This window comes from Mesorhizobium sp. CNPSo 4671 (assembly GCF_057784245.1).
On record NZ_JBWLUW010000011.1, the window covers coordinates 1 to 16,617 of the forward strand.

14 protein-coding genes are annotated in these 16,617 nt (G+C 63.0%); 9 read left to right on the plus strand and 5 right to left on the minus strand.

What is annotated here, in order from left to right:
- Positions 1-108 precede the first annotated feature (108 nt).
- The 4 genes from AC04SF_RS26540 to AC04SF_RS26555 are packed head-to-tail and all read right to left on the minus strand — an operon-like array spanning position 109 to position 6,548.
- On the minus strand, positions 109-3,111 hold the full coding sequence (locus tag AC04SF_RS26540) for a caspase family protein (RefSeq protein WP_488480202.1): 3,003 nt from the start codon (positions 3,109-3,111) through the stop codon (positions 109-111).
- A gap of 32 nt (positions 3,112-3,143) precedes the next feature.
- Complete coding sequence (locus AC04SF_RS26545) at positions 3,144-3,851, minus strand: DUF4760 domain-containing protein (protein WP_488480203.1); 708 nt, start codon at positions 3,849-3,851, stop codon at positions 3,144-3,146.
- Positions 3,848-4,288, minus strand: coding sequence for a hypothetical protein (locus AC04SF_RS26550; RefSeq protein ID WP_488480204.1), 441 nt, complete (start codon positions 4,286-4,288; stop codon positions 3,848-3,850). Before AC04SF_RS26550 ends, AC04SF_RS26545 begins: the two co-directional genes overlap by 4 nt.
- A 58-nt stretch (positions 4,289-4,346) precedes the next feature.
- A complete protein-coding gene (locus AC04SF_RS26555) occupies positions 4,347-6,548 on the minus strand; it encodes a caspase family protein (protein ID WP_488480205.1) in 2,202 nt (733 codons plus the stop codon).
- 242 nt (positions 6,549-6,790) lie between these two features.
- Between AC04SF_RS26555 and AC04SF_RS26560 the strand changes: the two genes are divergently transcribed.
- Positions 6,791-7,195 carry a Fur family transcriptional regulator gene (locus AC04SF_RS26560; protein WP_095199553.1) on the plus strand — a complete coding sequence of 135 codons (405 nt, stop codon included), beginning with the start codon at positions 6,791-6,793 and terminating at the stop codon, positions 7,193-7,195.
- A gap of 141 nt (positions 7,196-7,336) precedes the next feature.
- On the opposite strand, the gene polA is transcribed toward AC04SF_RS26560, so the two are convergent.
- On the minus strand, positions 7,337-10,294 hold the full coding sequence (polA, locus tag AC04SF_RS26565; protein WP_488480462.1) for a DNA polymerase I: 2,958 nt from the start codon (positions 10,292-10,294) through the stop codon (positions 7,337-7,339).
- Positions 10,295-10,740: 446 nt separating this feature from the next.
- Between polA and AC04SF_RS26570 the strand changes: the two genes are divergently transcribed.
- The 8 genes from AC04SF_RS26570 (at position 10,741) to AC04SF_RS26605 (ending at position 16,357) form a co-directional block, all read left to right on the plus strand.
- Entirely contained in the window at positions 10,741-12,126 is a 1,386-nt protein-coding gene (locus AC04SF_RS26570; RefSeq protein WP_488480206.1) for a M20/M25/M40 family metallo-hydrolase, read from the plus strand.
- Between the two features lie 78 nt (positions 12,127-12,204).
- Positions 12,205-12,825 (plus strand): ribonuclease D, encoded by a 621-nt coding sequence (locus AC04SF_RS26575; RefSeq protein ID WP_488480207.1) that lies wholly within the window; start codon positions 12,205-12,207, stop codon positions 12,823-12,825.
- A gap of 96 nt (positions 12,826-12,921) precedes the next feature.
- Complete coding sequence (locus AC04SF_RS26580) at positions 12,922-13,122, plus strand: hypothetical protein (protein WP_488480463.1); 201 nt, start codon at positions 12,922-12,924, stop codon at positions 13,120-13,122.
- Between the two features lie 170 nt (positions 13,123-13,292).
- Positions 13,293-13,547, plus strand: a complete 255-nt coding sequence (locus AC04SF_RS26585) for a GlsB/YeaQ/YmgE family stress response membrane protein (protein WP_010911563.1) — start codon at positions 13,293-13,295, stop codon at positions 13,545-13,547.
- A 25-nt stretch (positions 13,548-13,572) separates the two neighbouring features.
- The gene (locus AC04SF_RS26590) at positions 13,573-13,719 is read left to right on the plus strand and encodes a hypothetical protein (protein WP_488480208.1); all 147 of its coding nucleotides are present in this window, start codon (positions 13,573-13,575) and stop codon (positions 13,717-13,719) included.
- A 35-nt stretch (positions 13,720-13,754) separates the two neighbouring features.
- Positions 13,755-14,669, plus strand: a complete 915-nt coding sequence (locus AC04SF_RS26595; protein ID WP_488480209.1) for a hypothetical protein — start codon at positions 13,755-13,757, stop codon at positions 14,667-14,669.
- Positions 14,670-14,861: 192 nt separating this feature from the next.
- Positions 14,862-15,863, plus strand: a complete 1,002-nt coding sequence (locus AC04SF_RS26600) for a hypothetical protein (RefSeq protein WP_488480210.1) — start codon at positions 14,862-14,864, stop codon at positions 15,861-15,863.
- 113 nt (positions 15,864-15,976) lie between these two features.
- Complete coding sequence (locus tag AC04SF_RS26605) at positions 15,977-16,357, plus strand: hypothetical protein (protein ID WP_488480211.1); 381 nt, start codon at positions 15,977-15,979, stop codon at positions 16,355-16,357.
- Positions 16,358-16,617: the final 260 nt, after the last annotated feature.

Genomic DNA, 16,617 nt, shown 5'->3' on the forward strand with positions numbered 1-16,617 from the left:
GGCAGACGACAGGGGCGGCGAGGGTAGGGAGGGGCAAGAGGAGAAATAGTAGCATTACCGCGATAATGGGCCACGATCGCGCGAGGGGGGAGGCTTGGCGCAGCCCCCTCACGGCTCGGCCAACACGATATTCTCCACGCCACCGACATAATAGAACGGCTTCTGCTTCGACGACGTCAGCCGAACCACTTCGCGCGAGATGAAATCGGCGAGCCCGAACAGCGTCACGCCGCCGTCGGATGTCCGCGCCTTGCCGCGCAGGCCTTCGAGGATCGAATAGGTGAAGACGCCGTGGCCGAGTTCCGGCAGTTCGGCGGCGGTGTTGTTGGCCGCGGTCGCCGAAAACACGACGATGCGCGCGTCCTGCGCGTCCTTTTCCAGGCGCGGATTGAAGGCATTGGCGGCATGGCAGGTGTCGAGCAGCATGAAGCGCATGCCCTTGGCCCGTTCGACCGATTTCTGGATATCCGACCAGTCGACAAGCGAGGAGCGCTTCCAGCGGTCGGCATCCTGTTTGCGGCCATCAGTCGGGATGAAATAGTAGTCCTCGTCGATGTTGATGCCATGGCCGGCGACAAAGACGATGGTGGTGTCGTGTTCGCCGGGTCTGTCGAGGAAATCGGCAAGCTGGTCGTCGATCGTATGCGAATCCGGCTCCATGATGTTATCGGCGCTGGCGACCGTGTAGGTCTGCTGCGCCTTGTCGGGGCTCTCGTCGAGCGCCTCGCGGTTGACCAGAACCAGCGTTTCCATCGACGAGAACAAAGGCGCCGATTTCTGCGCGACCACTTTGAGGAATTCGGTGGCGTCGTCGACGGGGTAGCGCAAATCGCAGGCGTGGCCGGAGCAGGCGTCGGCCAGGAACGGATATTTGTCGACGCCGATGACGGCGACATAGAGCTTGCCCTTGGCTTCGGCCTTCTCCGTCTTCCTCGCCAGCGCGGTCACGCTGCGTTCGGTCAGATAGCCATATTCGTTGGTGCCGGTGATGCGAATGGTGTTCTGGCCGTCCTCGACCGGCACTTCGACTGTTGTCTTGTTGCCGTCGGCCGAACGCGTGGTGACGTCGCCGACATTGCGGCTGTTCGACAGGATCGAGAAGCCGGCGACATCGGCGCCCAATTCCTTGGCGCCTGTGATCTCGACGGCGACATAACCGTCACGGACCTTGCTCTGGTCGTCGGCCAGCCGAATGCCGAATTCCGGCGGCTTGCGCTGCAAAAGCTTCTGCAGCTCGTTGTCGACGCCCGGCCGCATCTCCTTAACCGCCTGTTTGGCGCTGCGCAGGATGATGGCACGGCGCACCATTTCGGGGCTCCAGAGATATTTCTTCAACTGGCCGGCGCGGATGAAACGGCCTTCATGATCGCGACCTTGGTTGACCTGCCAGCCGATCAGCTTGTCGCCCTCGTCCGAGGAATAATAATAGCCCTGCGGCATCCAGGCGATCCATTGCGAGCCGGCAAAGAAGATCGACACGATCAGCTCGTGCGTCTTCAGGTTCCACAGCCTCAGCGTCTGGTCGGCACTACCGGTGACCAGCAGGCCGGCTTTCCCCGAGGCGACCATGGCGTTGATTTCGCCGGTATGGCCGGTGAATTCGCCGGCAATCCTGGCGGTCGCGGCCTTGTATTCCAGCAGCGTGCCGTCACTGCCGCCGGTGATCAGGCCAAGCCCGTTGTCGATCAGCGTGAAGGCGGAATGGGCAAAGCCGTTGGTGGCGTCGTTCTCGATCGAGCGCACCATTTTGCCGCCATTGGCAATCTTCAGCACCGCGTTTTCCAGCGCATCCTTGCCACCCGCCGTGGCGTGTAGCGACCACTGGCCGTCGGCAAATGCTGCGCGGGCAAACGAGCCGGGTTCGGTCAGGGGCTGCGGATCCTCAAAGAACCGCTCGGTGGTCGGCAGTTCCAGCGTCTTGTCCAGCGCACCCAGCTGTTCCGGGCAAGCCACGCGCTCGGGGCAGGGGTTGGCATTACCCCAGGCGATGATTCCGTTCGCCGCATCGATGCCGACTGATGTCACCGGCTCTCCCACACCTTGTAGCAAGGCCTTGCGTTCGCCGGTCGCCGGGTCCCAGACTTGGATGGCGTTGCGGGTGCCGCCGGCGGTCGCCACCAGCGAGCCGTCGGCATTGGCGGCACTGGCATAGACGGTGCCGTCGTGGCCGCTGTAGTCGAGCAGCTTCTCGCCGCTGTCGGTATTCCAGACGGTGGAGCGATGCTTGTCGGCGCAGCGATAGCCGCATGAGGCGACCAGAAGCGACCCCTTGGCGAAGGTCAGCGAGCCGATGAGGAAATCCTGCTTCGGCAAGGCACGCACCAGCGTGCCGTCGGCTGCGCGCCAGAGCTGGACCTGTCCGTCCTTACTGCCGGTGGCGAAGAGGCTGCCGTCCTGGGATGCCGCCAGCGCCATGACGCTGATGTCCCGCAATGGCTCGGCGTCAGCCGGCAAGGCGATCTCCTCGCCCTTGGCGACATCCCACAGCCGGATGCCATTGTCGGTGGTGGTCGCCGCCAGCCGGGTTCCCGCAGAGGCGAAAGCCAGCTTGTCGATGTGCCAGGAATCGGCATCGAGCTTCGTGTCCAGCGTCCAGCCTGACGTGGCCTTGTCGTCCTGTTTCCAGAGATAGACCATGCCGTCGGCACCGCCGGCGGCCAGCGTCTTGCCATCGGGAGAGAAAGCCAGGTCATAAGTCGCGTAGTCGGCGGCCTTGAGCACGGCCTTCATCTTGCCGGTGGCGAAGTCGAACAGCCTGATATCGCCATAGGGCGGCTTGTCGCCGAGGCCGGCGCCGAAATAGCCGCCGGCGGCGATCGTCTTGCCGTCCGGCGAGACCGCGACCGCGAAGATCTTGCCGTCGTTGCCATTGCCGAGATAGCCGCGGATGGTGCGCAGCGTCACGCCGCTCTGCCAGTCCCAGATGCGGATGGTCTTGTCGTCGGATGCCGAGACCAGATCCTCTCCATCAGGTGTGAAGGCGAGATCGGCAATCCGTGCGGTATGGCCTCCGGTATCGAGGTCGAGATGGAAATCAGGGCCATCCTCGGCTCGAGCTACCGAGGCCATGATCAACGCCGCGGCCATGGCCAGCCAGCGGCAGGCACGCATGAGGCGGATGCTGATCCCAGCCTCTTCCATCGCTATTTGGCTTCGGCTGCCGGTTGCCCGTTGCGCACATAGGCCTCGATCGCCGTGGCGAAAGTCGGCGAACCGGCTTTGCGCTGCTTGTCGACATAGCCGGCAAAATAACTCCAGAACGAGACGGCGTAGTCGCGGAAATAAGCGTCGGTCACCTTGCGCGAACACAGGTTGCCGTCGACGCAGAAGGACAGGCGGTTGAGGAAATAGACGATGCGGTCGAAATTCTCGTTGAAATCGGCGAGCGGCATGTCGCCACCGGAGGCGGTCATCGCCTCGATGCCGATGCGCTGACGGAACACCTGTTCCTCGGTCGGCGAAGGATTGGCGCTGAGCAGATTGTCGTATTTGGCATTGAGGGCGGCGAGACGATCCTTCAGTGCCCGCTGCGCCTGCTGGTAGTCCTTGGTTTCCCAGAGCTCGACTAGCGACATGGTCTGCTCGACGCGCTTCTGCTCCTGGTTGGCGAGGAACTGGTAGACCGAGAATGCCAGGGTGAAGATGATGGCGAAACGCACCAGCAAGCCCGACCAGGCATAGACCAGCATGCGCCAGTCGCGATCGGTGAAGGGATTGCTCTCCTTCTTGATCTCGTGGCTGCTTGGCCAGGGGAAACCTTCCGTGGTTTCCGGCAGCGTCTGCTTCGCCGCCGGCACCTTGGCGGGCGCGGCCATCTGTGTCTGCTTTGTCGTGCCCCCCGGCTTCTTCATTTGCAGTTGTCCAGTTCGATGGTGGCGGAGGGATCAAGCACGATGCCCGGCGTCTCCAGCCGCTTCTTCAGGCACTGCAGTTGCGGGCGCGAGACCATGAACTGCACGTCCGGTTCCGCAGGCGCCTTTGTCGGTGACGGCAACGCTTCGACGATGCCGCGCGAGGCACAGCTCGAGAGATCGACCACGACAGCGTTGCTGTTGGTTTTAGCGATCTGGTCGTACTGATCGAGAAAACAGGTCGCCAGTTCCGAGTTGGTGACGATCTGCTTGACGCACAGGCCGCAAGCGTCCTCTGCCGAAGCGTTGGCGATCAGCAACAGGCTGCCGGCCAAGCCGGCCACCGCCACGCGCCAGGAAAACACGGAATTCTTCACAATCGATCCTATCTGCTTCATCCAGCCGTCACGCGCCATGGCGGCCGGGAATGTTCTCATATCGCGCCAATCGCGCAAGAGCCGGCGCAACAGGGCCGTGCGGCCCTGACACCGGAACTCAGGCGCGCGGCACCGTCTCCATCGGGAAGATCATCACCGCGCCCTTCGGGCCGCTCTTGTCGGCAAGCCGCATCACCGAGCGGGTCGGCGGCGCCGCGCCGATATCGGCGAGCATGTCGGAAAAGCTGGCGGGGCCGAGGCCGCGCGTCATCGAGGCGACGCCGTCCTGCGCCAGGAAGCTCAGATCCTCCTTCTCGCTCTCCGGCGGCGCCTCGGTCAGCACCGCGATCATCCGTTCCATGCCGAAGCTGGTGTCGGTGAAGGCGAGCAGCCCTTCCTCCAGCGTGGCTTGCGGGGCAAGACGCTCGGCAACGATGTGGGTGATCGAATAGTCGCTGCCGACATAGAGCACGTTGATGTCGACCAGCTGGTCCGAACTGTTCTTGGCCAGCACATGCACTTCGTCGCCCGGCGAGACGCGCGGCACCGCGGAAGCCTGCAGCGGTTCAAGGCCATCCTTGTCGCGGCGCTTGACCTTGAACTGCACGTCGACATCCTCGGGCTTGTAGTCGGAGGCCGCGGCCAGCCGCGACAGGCCCGTGGCGCGGAAGATGGTGCGCAAATTCCTGGCCGTTGCGTCGACCAGCTTCTGGCGATCGTCCGGATGGATGATGATCAGCGGCGGCTTGCTGCCGTCCTTCAGGGTCACGTCGCCCGATGCCGGCAGGAACCACAGCGCCGGTTTGTCGGTGGCGTCCCCGGCCGCGCCTTCAATGGCATTCTCGCGCATCACCGCGAAGCGCAGCTCGGCGCTCTTGCCGGGATCGACCAGCTCGATGTTGAAGCCAGTCTCCTTGGCCGCGGCCAGTTCGTCGAGAACCGAATTGACGAGTTCGGCTTCCTTCTCCAATCCCTTGGTCGCGGCCGGCCGCGCGACGGCGAGCTTGTAGTCGACGGCGATCTCCGCCACCCGCGCATAGGCGTTGGCGGGAATGTCGGTGAGCTTGAGTGCCGGCTTCTTCTCGAACTCGACCGGCTTGACGTGGCTCTCCAGGTTCTTGGCCGACTCCACTTCGAGATAGCCGACCGCGTCGGACAGCGACGACAGCGCCGAGGGGAGGATGGCGAGCTTGCTGCCAGGGGTGAGGCGATGCAGCAGGCCGGCGCCGATCGTCACCTCGCCGTCCTTGACGACGATCGGCCACTGCATGACCGCGTCGGTCTTGTCGGTGCCGAAGACGCGCGCGTCGAGTTCGCCCTCGAACAGCGGCGTCGGCCGAGTGCGGCTGTCGGCCGAATATTGCTGCAGCACGGCCTGGCCAAGCTGGCGATAGGTGACGTTGGGATTCTCGGCCAGTTTCGAAAGGATGGTGAAGGTGAACAGGCCGAAGCGCGGCGCGTCCGTCGTGCCCTTGGGCAGCGGCATCTCCGGCGTCGTCTCCACCGTCTGCGCGGCATAGAAGGCGACCAGCTTGCCCTTGGTGATCGGTTCGCCGCCAGTCGGCGTCAGGTTGAAGGCGGGCTTGCGCGCGCCATTCTCGTCGAGGCCGCGCGAGGCGCTTGCGACCGTGTCCTCATAGGTCTTGATGGCCGCCGCCCTGGCAGCCTCGTCGCCGCCAACCAGATCGGCGAATTCGACCTTGCGTTCCAGCTCGTCGTCGACCTCGACGGCGCGGGTCGCGGTGCCGGAATGGCAGCAGTCGAAGACAGCCCAGACGAAGGCGCCCTTGTTGCGGATGGCGTCGAGCGCGTCGCCGATCTCATTGTCGACCAGCGCGTTCGGCACCCCGGCGTCGCGGTTTATCCATTTCTCGATGTCGACCGGCAGGAAAATCTCGTCGAGCCCGTCGGTCTCGTCGCCCTTGACCATTTCAGGCTGCTGGGCGCCATGGCCGGACAGATGCAGATAGACGAAATCGTCACGCTGAACCTTGGCTGCCAGATCCGCCAACGCCGCCTTGATCGCCGCATGGGTCGGCAAGCCGTTGGCGCCGGGCACATCCTTGGCGAGCAGCGTGACGTTTTCGGGCGCGAAGCGTACCGGGTCGGGCACGTTCTTCAGCAGATACTCGTGCACCAGGCCGGCATCGTTCTTCGGCCCGATCAGCCAGTTCCTCTGCGGCAAGGCAGGATATTCGGTGCAGGCGACCAGCAGCGCATGATAGGTGCGCGATGCCGCCAGTGCCCGGAACGAGAGCGTACCGGCCGCCATCAGCGCCGACGTGCCGACAAGCAGCGTCCGGCGTGTCAATTTGATCATATCGCTTCCCCAAGCCCGATCGAATTTCCCAAGCGAAACCACCCTCGTCGAGGATTTTGTCAGTATTTTGAATGTCGCTCCGCCATCAACCCTGCCATCGTCAAATGTGCCGGCACGTCATCGATTGGCCCGGGACAACAGAAGAGTAGCAAAGACGACGGTTCGTCGCTATCTGATTGGGATCGGGCCGTTTGCACGGGCAAACAGCCTGAGGATGGCGCAGGACAAGTTGGAACAGAACCATGGCGGCAAGGGATGTGCTGACGAAAAACCAGGTGTGCGTGCTCGAGAAACTCGAGGCCGCCAGCGGACCGCTCAGCGCCTACACCTTGCTCGACCAGCTGCGTGAACGCGGTTTCCGCGCGCCGCTGCAGGTTTATCGGGCGCTCGACACGCTGGTAAAGTCGGGCTTCGTACACCGGCTGGAAAGCATCAACTCCTTCGTCGCGTGCGCCGAGCCGCACGACCACAGCCATTCAATGACCGCCTTCGCCATCTGCGACACATGCGGACAAGTGACCGAGATGTCGGATCACGATGTCGACCACCGGCTGAACGAATGGGTCAGTTCGACCGGCTTCGCCGCCAAGAAGGCGGTGATCGAGTTTCGCGGCGTGTGTGCGAAGTGCCGGGCTGAGGCGGCCTAAGGTGTATTGATATTCAGGTGAGGCCGGCCTGCAAACGGCGGCTTCCTCCGCTTCCGGTGCTCACGTACCCAAAAGTACGCTCCGCTCCGGTTCTCGGAACCCACCATTTTCGACTGAATCTCAACACACCTTGCGTTGGCGCTAGTGCGCCTCGTCCCAATTGTTCGCGGCTCGCGCGTCGACGTGCAGCGGCACCGACATCGACACCGCCGGCATCGCCGCGTTTTCCATGACGTGCCGCACGACCGGGATCGTCGCCTCGACTTCGGCCTCGATTGTTTCGAAGATCAGTTCGTCATGCACCTGCAGGAGCATGCGGGCCGACAGTTTTGCCTTGTCCAGCGCCTCCTCCATGCGCACCATGGCGCGGCGGATGATGTCGGCGGCGGTGCCTTGCAGGCGGGCGTTGATCGAGGCGCGCTCGTTGAACGCGCGCAGCGATGGGTTGGACGACCTGATATCAGGATAATGGATGCGGCGGCCGAAGATGGTTTCGACAAAGCCGTGCTCGCGGGCATAGGCCTTGGTTTCCTCGATATAGTCGCGGATGCCGGGAAAGCGCTCGAAATATTTCTTGATGTAGTTGCTGGCTTCCTCGCGCGGGATCGACAGCTGGTTGGCGAGGCCGAAGGCGGAGATGCCGTAGATGATGCCGAAATTGATCGCCTTGGCGCGGCGGCGGATCTCGGAAGGCATGCCCTCGACGGGCACGTTGAACATTTCCGAGGCGGTGATGGCATGGATGTCGGCGCCGTCGGCGAAAGCCTGCCGCAATTGCGGGATTTCGGCGACATGAGCAAGCACGCGCAGTTCGATCTGGCTGTAGTCGGCCGAGACCAGCCGGTTGCCCTTGTCGGCGATGAAGGCGGTCCTGATCTTGCGGCCTTCGGCGGTGCGCACCGGAATGTTCTGCAGGTTGGGATCAGAGGACGACAGCCGCCCCGTCGTCGTCGCGGCGAGCGCGTAGGAGGTGTGGACGCGTTTGGTGTCCGGGTGGATGAAGCCCGGCAGCGCATCGGTGTAGGTCGATTTCAGCTTGGTCAGCTGGCGCCAGTCGACGATCTTGCGCGGCAGTTCGTGGCCTTCGGCGGCAAGGTCTTCCAAAAGTTGCGCCGAGGTTGACCATTGCCCGGTCTTGGTTTTCGAACCACCGGGCAGGCCCATGCGGCCGAACAAGATATCGCCGAGTTGCTTGGGTGAGCCGATATTGATGCGCTCGCCGATGAGCTGGTAGATTTCCTCTTCCAGGCGAGCAGCGCCCTGCGCCAATTCGCCCGACAGCCTGGACAGGATTTGCCGGTCGACCGAAATGCCGCGCTGTTCCATGCGCGCCAGCACCGGCACCAGCGGCCGCTCCAGCCGCTCATAGACCGAGACCAGGCCCTTGGCGGCAAGCCTGGGCTTCAGCACCAGCCACAGCCGCAGCGTCACATCGGCGTCCTCGGCGGCGTGTGCCGTCGCCCTGTCGATGTCGACCTGGTCGAAACCGACCGAGCTCTTGCCGGAACCGGTGACATCCTTGAGCTGGAGCGGGGTGTGGCCAAGCCATTTCTCGGCAAGCGCGTCCATGCCGTGGCCATGCGGCGTGCCGGCATCGAGCACGTAGGAGATCAGCATGGTGTCGTCGAAGGGCGCGACATCGATGCCGTAGCGGCTCATGATGACGAGATCGTATTTCAGGTTCTGCGCGATTTTTAAGACCGATTTGTCCTCGAGCAGCGGTTTCAGCAGCGCCAGCGCCTCGCGAAGCGGGATCTGGTTTTCGAGCGTGCCGCCGCCGAGCAGGTCACCATTGCCGCTCTTGTGGGCGAAGGGAATGTAGGCGGCGCGGCCGGGCGCCGTGGCTATTGCCATGCCGATCAGTTCGGCCTGCATCGGATCGCCCGACGTCGCCCTGACGTCGAAGGCGGTGATGCCAGCCTCGCGCGCCTCGGCGACCCAGGCTTTCAGCGTCGCGATATCACGGATGCAGGGATAGGCCGCCGTGTCGATCTTGCTGGTGGCCGCGCGCTCCAGCCGCAAGGCTGAGAGCAGGGAAGGGGTGTCGCCTTGCTTGGCCTTGTCGGGTGCGGCGGCTGCCCCACCGTTGGCCTGGGCCGGCTGGGCGGCGCCTCGGGACACCACTGGCGCTCCCGCCCCAACGTCAGGGCCATGCGCATGGTCGGCGCGCTCGACGGTCACAGCGACGGCCTGGACGTCGCCGGCCTCGGTGCTGGTCGCTTCCGCCACGCGGCGGGTCAGCGAGGTGAATTCCATGGTCTTCAAGAAACCGATCAGCTTCGGCCCGTCCGGGGCATGCAGGACGAAATCGTCCAGCCCGTCGGTTACCGGCACGTCGTTCTTCAGCGTCACCAATTGGCGCGAGATCAGGGCCTTGTCGGTGTTGGCGATGATCGATTCGCGTCTCTTGTCCTGCTTGATCTCGCCGGCGCGGGCCAGCAGCCCGTCAAGGTCGCCGAACTGCTCCAGCAACTGCGCCGCTGTCTTCGGCCCGATGCCGGGCACGCCGGGCACATTGTCGACGGAGTCGCCGGTCAGCGCCTGCAGGTCGACCATCTTTTCCGGCGGCACGCCCCATTTTTCGATGACTTCGGGAATGCCGATCTGGCGGTCCTTCATCGGGTCGTACATGCCGACCGTGTCGCCGACCAGCTGCATCAGGTCCTTGTCGGAGGAGATGATGGTGGTGTCGCCGCCGGCTTCGCGGGCCAGCCGGCAATAGGTGGCGATGAGATCGTCGGCCTCGAAGCCTTCCATCTCGATGCAAGGCAGGTTGAACGCCTTGGTCGCCTGGCGGATCAGGCCGAATTGCGGGATCAGGTCCTCGGGCGGCGCCGAGCGGTTGGCCTTGTATTCGGGGTAGAGGTCGTTGCGGAAGGTTTTCGAGGAATAGTCGAAAATCACCGCGAAATGGGTCGGCACAATGCCTACATCGGTGTTGCGGGCATCCTGCATCAGCTTCCACAACATGTTGCAGAAACCGGAAACAGCGCCGACCGGCAGGCCATCGGATTTGCGGGTCAGCGGTGGCAGTGCGTGGTACGCCCGGAAGATGTAGCCGGAACCGTCGATGAGGAAGAGATGATCGCCTTTTTTCATGCCGGCAGGGATAGCGCGGCGCGATGGCTTGGTCCATGCCAAAGACACCATCAGGCATCGGTTCCGGCAACACCCTGACAGATCGGGGTTATACAGGCCCGCTCACGGGCACGTTACAAAAGTGTAACGTTGATGCCCTTGAATCGCCACGTTCGGAGACCCAAATACAGGCCATCGGCAGTTTTCGCCGAAGTCCGGAGCAAGGCCCGTCCCCCGCCTATCCCGGACAACTGCGGCAGCCTATCCCCCCTCTCCGGGCTGCCGCATCGTTTCGAGTATGAGGCCGCCGTGGTTCCCCCTCCACCACGGCGGTCTTTTTTTGCCTCGCGGCAGTCGACTTTTTTTGGCCTGCGGCAGCCGATCGGCGCCGTGGTCCAATGGTCCCGGGCTTTTCGTTTCGCCGCTCTGCCTTTACGGTTCCGCCACTGAATCGAAAGGCTTGCCAAATGTCCGCAGTTTCCCCCGTTCTCGACCGTCTCGACAAGAATCTCGACCAGAGCCTGGAACGCCTGTTCGGCCTGCTCAGGATCAAGTCGATCTCCACCGATCCGGCCTATGCCGCCGACTGCCGCAAGGCGGCGGAATGGCTGGTGGCGGAGCTCAAGCTGATCGGCTTCGATGCCAGCGTGCGCGACACGCTGGGCCATCCGATGGTGGTTGCGCATCATGAGGGTCCGGCCGGCGCGCCGCATGTGCTGTTCTACGGCCATTACGACGTGCAGCCGGTCGACCCGATCGAATTGTGGGAAAACGATCCGTTCGCGCCGGCGGTGAAGGAGGTTGGGCCTGACCATAGGGTGATCACCGGGCGCGGCTCGGCCGACGACAAGGGCCAGCTGATGACTTTTGTCGAGGCTTGCCGCGCCTGGAAACAGGTGCATGGCAATCTGCCGTGCCGTGTCACCATCCTGTTCGAGGGCGAGGAGGAGTCCGGTTCGCCGTCGCTGAAACCGTTCCTTGAGGCCAATGCCGAGGAGCTCAAGGCCGACTTCGCGCTGGTCTGCGATACCGGCATGTGGGATCGCGAAACGCCGTCGATCTGCGTGGCGCTGCGCGGGCTGGTCGGCGAGGAAATCACGGTGAAGGCCGCCGACCGCGACCTGCATTCCGGCCTCTATGGCGGGGCCGCCGCCAATCCGATCCGTATCCTGGCCAAGGTGCTGGCCGACATTCACGACAAGGATGGCCACATTACCATTCCGGGCTTCTATGACGGCGTCGAGGAAACACCCTCACAGGTTCTGAAGTCCTGGGAAAGTCTGGGCGAGACGGCCGAGACTTTCCTCGGCCCCGTCGGCTTGTCGATCCCTTCGGGCGAAAAAGGCCGCTCGGTGCTGGAACTGACCTGGGCGCGGCCGACCGCCGAGTTCAACGGCATCATCGGCGGCTACACTGGAAAGGGCTTCAAGACGGTGATCGCGGCGGAAGCCTCGGCCAAAGTGTCGTTCCGCCTCGTCCACAAACAGGACCCGAAGGCAATCCGTACTGCGTTTCAGGCATTCGTGCGGGAACGTATCCCGGCCGATTGCTCGGTCGAATTCCACCCGCATGGCGGCTCGCCGGCGATCCAGCTTTCCTACGACTCGCCGTTCCTGGCCAAGGCCAAGGACGCACTGTCGGACGAATGGGAGAAACAGGCGGTCACCACCGGCAGTGGCGGATCAATCCCGGTTGTCGGCGATTTCCAGACTTATCTCGGTATCGAGTCACTGCTGGTCGGGTTCGGCCTCGACGACGACCGCATCCACTCGCCCAACGAGAAATACGAGCTATCCTCCTTCCACAAGGGTCAGCGCTCCTGGGCGCGTATTCTCGATGCACTGACACGCTGAGCGGCTCAAAAGTCGTTTTCCTGTTGATTTTTCACCGGATCGCGGCGAGGACGGGGAACGCCGCGACCGGAGAAGACAATGGCCGATATCCGTTTCCACAAGCATGATCTGCCCGACCTTTCGCATTACAATGTCGAGGCGGTGGCCATCGATACGGAAACGCTGGGGCTGAACCCGCATCGCGACCGGTTGTGCGTGGTGCAGATATCGCCTGGTGACGGCAGCGCCGATGTCATCCAGATCGCGCCCGGCCAGAAGAAGGCGCCGAACCTCGTCAGTCTGCTCAGGAATCGCAGCGTGACGAAGCTCTTCCATTTCGGACGCTTCGACCTTGCCGTGCTCTACAACGCGTTCGGGGTGTTGCCCGAACCGGTGTTCTGCACCAAGATTGCCTCACGGCTGACCCGCACCTATACCGACCGGCACGGGCTGAAGGATATCTGCTTCGAGCTTCTCGGCGTCGGCCTGTCAAAGGCGCAGCAATCATCGGACTGGGCGGCCGAGACGCTGTCGCCCGAGCAGCTCGAATATGCTGCTTCCGATGTGCTCTATCTGCACCGGTTGCGCGATGTGCTGGCCGGGCGGCTGGCACGTGATGGCCGCACCAAGGAGGCCGATGCGTGCTTCCGCTTCCTGCCGACGCGGGCCAAGCTTGACCTGATGGGCTGGGACGAAGAGGATATTTTTGCGCACAGCTGATGGCCTGAGAGCGATCCTGGCCGGTGGACAACTGGAACCAAGATGCCAGCCGCCGCGTTTTGTCGGCGCAGTTTCAACGGCTCAATGGGGGATAAGATGGCCGATCGAAAGCCGATATCGACAGCGCCGACCGACGGCTCCAAGGTCTCTGTCATGTGGAAGGACAGCGACGGCGTCGTCAACGAATCCATTGCGCAACATCGCGACGGCGGGTGGTGGGTCTATACCGATAGCAACACCCAGAAAAAGGTCGAGCCGACCAGCTGGCGGCCAGCCTCAAGCGACGATGACGATTAGTTTTGACGCAATCCCGGACGGAAAACCGCTTCACACTTTTCCTGGGGTTGCTCTAGTGACCGCGAAGCTGGCGAGGCCAGCTGCTTTCGAATAGCCTGAAGCCGTTGATATCGGGGCCGATTCGGAGCCTTCCGCTCCGCGCTCGCCCTCTTTGCTCGGAGGAAATCACCATGGGCGTCGAAAGCCTGCTCGTCTTCATCATCATTGGTGCTATCGCCGGCTGGCTTGCCGGTCTCATCGTTTCCGGTTTCGGCTTCGGCCTGATCGGCAACATCATCGTCGGCATCGTCGGCGCGTTCATCGCCGGCTGGTTGTTGCCACGGATCGGCTTCTCCATCGGCGGCGGCGTCATTGCTTCCATCATCCACGCCACGATCGGTGCCATCATCCTCTTGGTGCTGGTCAAGGTCCTGAAACGAGCCTGAGGCTCGAGACGACAAAGGGCGCGCCATGAAGCAGAATACGCTCTATCTCATCATTGGCGCGCTCGTCGTCGTGGTCGTCGCGCTCGGCGTCTATGTCTACCGCGAGCAGACCAAGCCGAAAGGCGTGGAACTCAAGATCGACGACAAGGGCATTTCGATCCAGCAGAACTGAGTCCGCCGTCGATATTGAGGATGCAGGAGCGCGGCATGGTGGCTTCCGATGCGCCGGCAGGCGAAGATCAGTCCAGGATTACCGTGGCGGAATGGGAGAGGCTTAACCGGCCGCCACGGCGCGAGGCGCTGCTGCGCTATCGCTGGCGGACTTTTCGCTTCCTGAGGACATCGGCGCCGGTCAGCGAATTGCAGGGACGACAGCAAGCGTTCCGTAACGCGATCGTCGCCAGCGTCGCCTTCAACCGGCCTGATGTGATCGCATGGCAAATCCATCTCGTGCGCCGATACCTGGCCGAGCACGAGAGCTACATCGTCTTCGACAACAGCAAGAAGCAGGAGGCAAGGGACGCCATCCGCGACCTCTGCCGTCGCCAGCACGTCCCCTACGTCTCGTTGCCGAGGAATAGGCTGGTGGTCAGCAGATCGCACGGCCAGGCGATCAACTGGATCGTGCGGAATTTCATGACCGGTTTTGGACCGAAGCTCTTCGGCTTCATCGACCACGACATCTTTCCGACGGAACCGTTTTCAATCCGCGACCGGCTGAAGGGCAAAAGTGTCTATGGCAGTATGCGGCACGATACGCCGACGCCGGGCGGCTGGTTCCTGTGGCCCGGCTTCTGTTTTTTCGATGGAAGCCTGTTGCGGAAGCGGCTGGATTTCGCGCCGAGCTACAAATTCCATATGGATTCGGGTGGTGGCAACTGGCCGCTGCTCTATCGCTCGATCGATCCCGCCCGGGTCAGATCTACCGAAAACAAGTTGCTGCACTTCGGCGAGGGCGATGACCCGCACGAGGATTTCTTCATGTCGGTTGACGGCTGGCTGCATGTCACGAACGCTTCAAACTGGCGAAAACAGCCGGTTGACAGGCGCGAGCATCTTGTCGCCTTGTTGCGACAGGTTGGGGGTCCTGACCAGCCGGATGTGACGTTCGAGCCGATCTGAACTGATCGGGGCTCGTCACGTCGCTTGATTTCCAGATGGCGGGCAGCGTTGAGCGATAGAAGCGCCGCGGTCGCCGTGGGTTTAGTCGGCAACATCGAAACGGGGCAACAGTCGTCAATGGACGGGGAACAGTTGGATACTTCTCGACCCCTTTCGTCGTTCGATCCTCAGGGCGCACCACGAACAATCCCCGTGATCGCCTTCAAGGCCAATGCGGCGGTGCGGGCGGCGCTTTCGGCGATTGGACGCACCGAGGATCTGCGCTTTTCACCGGACAATCGATTGCTGGCGATTGCCGGCTATGCGCGCAAGCGCTTGCTGGTTCTGCGCATCGACATCGAGGCCGGATCCGATGGTCCAGACGTTACGCTTCACGATTTCATGGAGCTGACATCGGACGATATGAGCGAAATCCATGGCCTGGATTTCATCGATGACCGCACCCTGGCGATCGCCAACCGCGATGGGTTGGTTGCGATCTTCAGCCTGCCGCGCGAAGAACCGGCTGGCCAGAGCCTCGAGATATCAGCCATTCGCCGGGTAAAGGGCAGGCGGCTTTGCAAGCTGAATTCGCCGGGTTCGATTGCCGTCAGGCGGGAGTCGCGCGGTCGCGTCAGCCTGCTGGTCTGCAACAATTACACGCATCTGGTCACCCGGCACGTGGTCAACCGATGGCTTGGCTATCGCACGACGAGCAACCAGCGGCTGCTGGAGCGTGGTCTGGACATACCGGACGGCATTGCGCTCAGCCATGACGGCCGCTGGATCGCGGTCAGCAGCCACGGCACCCAGGATGTGAAACTCTACCGCATGTCCGCGCCGCTTGGACCCGGCACCGAACCCGCCGGCGTCCTGCAGCACGCCGGCTATCCGCATGGCGTGCGCTTCACGAGCGACGACCGGCACATCCTCGTCGCCGACGCCGGCAGCCGGATGGTGCATGTCTATGCCGGCGACGGTGACTGGAGCGGGCATCGCGCGCCCGCGCGCTCGGCCACCGTGCTCGACGAGGAAACCTTCCTGCGCGGCCGGGCCAGCCCCGAGGAAGGCGGCCCGAAGGGCCTCGACATCGACCGGTCGGACAGCGTCGTGGCGGTGACCTGCGAGGAGCAGACGCTGGCCTTTTTCGCGTTGTCGTCGATATTCGGTGGAGTTGAAAATTGCCGGCAAAGTGGGGCCATTGCGTTGGCGTAGTGCCGGAAGCGCGACTGTCCCGGCATGGAATTAGAATGACGGATCGACGCTTCGGCGCTATGATGTCGACATAGGGCGTTTGGGGTCAACCAACCTACTGCTAGGAGGTTGCCATGAAACACCAAACACTGGACCAACTGCATGCAGTGGCCGACGTCAACACACAGCCGGTAATGAGCCGAACCCAACGTCTCGTACGTTGGGCCGAGCTTCTTGAACGTGAGCCCAGCCGGCTCCTGACCGCGCTTGCCGGAACCGAATACCGTGCGCTGCCGGAGCGCGATGTCATGCGAGGCGATGGCTCGCCGATAGCGGTTGCCTTCACGGACCCCATATTGCGCGACGAGGGTCTGAAAGACGACACTTATGGCGAAGCCAAGCGCTTCTTCGAGTTGACCGACCACCAACTGCACGAGATCGTCTGCTACTGCCATGTCGGCGAGGTCATGCAATCGTCCAGGGCAGCCCTCTCGGTCCGTGCGGCGATTGGCTGACGCATGCCCACCAGGTGACCACCTGGTGACGGGTGATTTGGGGCCGCGGTCGGACGCGAAGCCGCGATCATTTGCGATCGCGCCCTAAGGTGGAACATGTCCGCGACTGCCTGGGTCGCGGTTGAGAATGGTTCGGGCCTTGGCGCCCCGGACAAAATGCCACGGCGAGGATTGTTCCATCGCGGCGACCGCGACCGTTTACCAGCGCCAAAATCGGGGGCCTCGAACAGAGCGCCAACTGCGCACTAACTGCCGGACCC

Excerpts from the sequence above, each read along its gene's own strand:
- AC04SF_RS26570 (WP_488480206.1), top strand. The coding sequence starts at position 10,741 with ATGTCCGCAGTTTCCCCCGTTCTCGACCGTCTCGACAAGAATCTCGAC.
- AC04SF_RS26590 (WP_488480208.1), top strand. The coding sequence starts at position 13,573 with ATGAAGCAGAATACGCTCTATCTCATCATTGGCGCGCTCGTCGTCGTG.
- polA (WP_488480462.1), bottom strand. The coding sequence starts at position 10,294 with ATGAAAAAAGGCGATCATCTCTTCCTCATCGACGGTTCCGGCTACATC.
- AC04SF_RS26555 (WP_488480205.1), bottom strand. The coding sequence starts at position 6,548 with ATGATCAAATTGACACGCCGGACGCTGCTTGTCGGCACGTCGGCGCTG.
- AC04SF_RS26595 (WP_488480209.1), top strand. The coding sequence starts at position 13,755 with ATGGTGGCTTCCGATGCGCCGGCAGGCGAAGATCAGTCCAGGATTACC.
- AC04SF_RS26560 (WP_095199553.1), top strand. The coding sequence starts at position 6,791 with ATGGCGGCAAGGGATGTGCTGACGAAAAACCAGGTGTGCGTGCTCGAG.
- AC04SF_RS26575 (WP_488480207.1), top strand. The coding sequence starts at position 12,205 with ATGGCCGATATCCGTTTCCACAAGCATGATCTGCCCGACCTTTCGCAT.
- AC04SF_RS26585 (WP_010911563.1), top strand. The coding sequence starts at position 13,293 with ATGGGCGTCGAAAGCCTGCTCGTCTTCATCATCATTGGTGCTATCGCC.
- AC04SF_RS26550 (WP_488480204.1), bottom strand. The coding sequence starts at position 4,288 with ATGAGAACATTCCCGGCCGCCATGGCGCGTGACGGCTGGATGAAGCAG.
- AC04SF_RS26540 (WP_488480202.1), bottom strand. The coding sequence starts at position 3,111 with ATGCGTGCCTGCCGCTGGCTGGCCATGGCCGCGGCGTTGATCATGGCC.
- AC04SF_RS26580 (WP_488480463.1), top strand. The coding sequence starts at position 12,922 with ATGGCCGATCGAAAGCCGATATCGACAGCGCCGACCGACGGCTCCAAG.
- AC04SF_RS26545 (WP_488480203.1), bottom strand. The coding sequence starts at position 3,851 with ATGAAGAAGCCGGGGGGCACGACAAAGCAGACACAGATGGCCGCGCCC.
- AC04SF_RS26605 (WP_488480211.1), top strand. The coding sequence starts at position 15,977 with ATGAAACACCAAACACTGGACCAACTGCATGCAGTGGCCGACGTCAAC.